The sequence below is a fragment of the Pseudonocardia oceanicola genome, from assembly GCF_047200735.1.
Lineage (GTDB): Bacteria > Actinomycetota > Actinomycetes > Mycobacteriales > Pseudonocardiaceae > Pseudonocardia.
The window spans coordinates 1-2,623 of the sequence record NZ_JBJZON010000062.1; the positions used below are offsets into that span (position 1 = coordinate 1).

The 2,623-nt window shown below is 71.5% G+C and carries 2 protein-coding genes; both read right to left on the minus strand.

The window, feature by feature from the left end; genetic code table 11:
- Positions 1 to 63 precede the first annotated feature (63 nt).
- The gene (gene istB, locus ACL02T_RS34745; protein WP_412835070.1) at positions 64 to 846 is read right to left on the minus strand and encodes an IS21-like element helper ATPase IstB; all 783 of its coding nucleotides are present in this window, start codon (positions 844 to 846) and stop codon (positions 64 to 66) included.
- Positions 843 to 2,432: an IS21 family transposase gene (istA, locus tag ACL02T_RS34750; RefSeq protein ID WP_412835071.1), complete on the minus strand. Its 1,590-nt coding sequence runs from the start codon at positions 2,430 to 2,432 to the stop codon at positions 843 to 845. The genes istB and istA overlap by 4 nt, the downstream gene beginning before the upstream one ends.
- Between the last annotated feature and the right edge of the window lie 191 nt (positions 2,433 to 2,623).

The window sequence follows — 2,623 nt, forward strand, 5'->3', positions numbered from 1 at the left end:
GTGTCAACGGCCAGTTCGTGGTCCCCGCTGGTGGCCAGGTAAAAGTCCCCGGTCCGGGGTTGTTCAGCTGGGTCTGATGGCGGCTCCGTTCTTCGCGGTTCGGGCTTCGCGCATGCGGTAGGAGTCGCCGCTGGTGACGACGACCTGGGCGTGGTGCAGGAGCCGGTCGAGCAGGCTGACCGCGGTGGTGTGTTCGGGCAGGAACCGGCCCCATTGGTCGAAGGGCCAGTGCGAGCTGATCGCGAGGCTGCGGCGTTCGTAGGCGGCGGCGACGAGGCGGAACAGCAGCTGGGCGGCGGTGTCGTCGAGTGGGGCGAACCCGATCTCGTCGATGATGATCAGGTCGTGGCGCAGGGTCTGGTCGATGAGCCGGCCGACGGAGTTGTCGGCCAGGCCGCGGTAGAGGGCCTCGACGAGGTCGGCGGCGGTGAAGTAGCGGACCCGGTGCCCGGCCTGGACCGCCGCCGTCCCGAGGGCGACGAGCAGATGCGACTTCCCGGTCCCGGCCGGCCCGACCAGGGCGAGGTTCTCCGGCGTCCGGATCCACTCGAGCGAGGCGAGGTAGTCGAACGTCGGCTTCGGGATCGAGGAGGCGGACAGGTCGAACTCGTCGAGGGTCTTGGCGACGGGGAACCCGGCGGCCTTGTGCCGGTTGGCGATGTTGGAGGCGTCGCGGGCGGCGACCTCGGCTTCGACCAGGACCCGTAGCAGCTCCTCCGGGCGCCACCGCTGGGTGCGGGCGGTGAGCAGCAGCTCGGGGGCCAGGCGGCGCATCGCGGCGAGCTTGAGCCGTTTGAGCCCGGCCTCGAGGTCCGCGTCGAGCACCGGTGGCTTGCTCGCGGTCATGACGCGTCCCCATCGACGACGGGAACCTCAGCGTTCAGGGTGCTCGTGGTGAGGGCCGTGGTGACGGGGTAGTCGGCCAGCGCATATTCGGCCAGCGATCGGGTCGGGACCGCGGGCAGCTCGAGGACCAGGGCTTCTCCGGCTGGTCGTGGTCGGGGCGCGGCGGCGCCGGCAGCGAGGATGGACCGCACGTCCTCGGCCCGCCAACGCCGGAACGCGGTCGCCCGGGCCAACGCGTCGAGCAGAGCCTGCTCGCCGTGGGCCTGGCCGAGGGCGAGCAACTCGCCCAGCTCGATCCCGAGCCGGGCTGATCCGGCCGCGGCGGCGCCGGTCAGGAACGACTGCGCGACCGGGCCGAGCGCGCAGAAGGCCTTCTCCTCGGCGGTCTTCGGACGGACCGCCCGGACCGGTGTGGTGGGGCGGGGGCCGCCGTAGTGGGCGTCGATGACCGATGCCTCACCCGGCCCGACCAGGCGATGCTCCGCCAGCAGAACCCCACCGGCAGCGCCGTTGTGGCTGGTGGCGGTGGTCAGGATGGTGAGCCGGTCGGCGTGGGTGCGGACCTCGACCCGGGTGCCGATCGCGGTGGTGGGCACCGAGTAGCGGGCCGAGCCGAACCGGACACAGGAGAGCCGGTCGACCTTGCGGATCACCGCCGGCCCGGTGATCCGCGGCCGTAGCGACGGCAAGCCGCCCAACACCGCGAGCTCGTGCTCGGCGAGGCGTCGGGCCGGGACCGCGGCGATCTCGGAGTGGGTCGCGGCGTTGACCTCGGCGCACCAGCGCCGCGCCACCTCGTTCGCTGTGGCCAGGTCGATCGGACGTCCCGGCTCGCCGGTGTCGGGGTCGACCAGGTCGCAGCCGATGATCAGATCCTGCTTGGCGTAGCCGACGAGGTTCTCCACGATGCCCTTGGACTCCGGGTCCTCGCCCTGGCAGAAGTCCGGGCGGAACCGGTAGTGGGAGGCGAAGCGCACGTAGTCCGGGGTTGGGACGACCCGGTCGGCCACGACGGCGGCTTTGAGGCAGCCCATCCGGTCGGCGAGCACAACCTTCGGCACCCCACCGAGGGTCTCGAAGCACTCGGCCAGCATGTTCAGCGTGGTCTCGGCGCGCTCGTCGACCGCGAAGCGCACGAACCGCACCCGCGACCAGGCCAGCACGGCGCAGAACACGTGCAGCCCGGCCACAACGCCCCAGTCGATGACCAGGTGCTCGCCCGGGGACCACACCGCCGGACGGCGCCCGCGGTGGTGATCACGGCGCCAGTCAGCCTTCGCCTGCGCGACCAGGCGGCGGAAGTTGCGGGCCGAACCCTCATAGCCGGCGGCACGGGCCTCGGGCAGCAGCCGCTTCGCCGAGATCCGCGCCTTGGTCTTGTCCACCCGCGCGGCGACGAGCTCGGCGACCGAGGCGTAGTTGCGTTCGCGGGGTTTGCGCTGCGGGACAACACCTCCCGCCTCATGGCGCTCGATCACCCGACGCACGGTCTTCGGGGTCGTGGCGCAGATCGCGGCCGCGCCGCGGTAGCTGCCCACCTCCCGATAGGCCGAAATGATGTCCATCCGTTCCCTCGCAGACTTCAATGGGAGACCCCTGGGTGGTGCGGTTGCAGGCTTCGACAACCGCCACCGTCACCGCCCAGGGCCCAACCCGGCAGTTACGACACGACGAAGGACCGGGGACTTCTAACTGGCCACCAGCGGGGACCTCACACGGCCACCCGCGGGGACCTGCACCTGGCCACCAGCGGGGACTTTTTCATGGCCACGGACAC

Excerpts from the sequence above, each read along its gene's own strand:
- istB (WP_412835070.1), bottom strand. The coding sequence starts at position 846 with ATGACCGCGAGCAAGCCACCGGTGCTCGACGCGGACCTCGAGGCCGGG.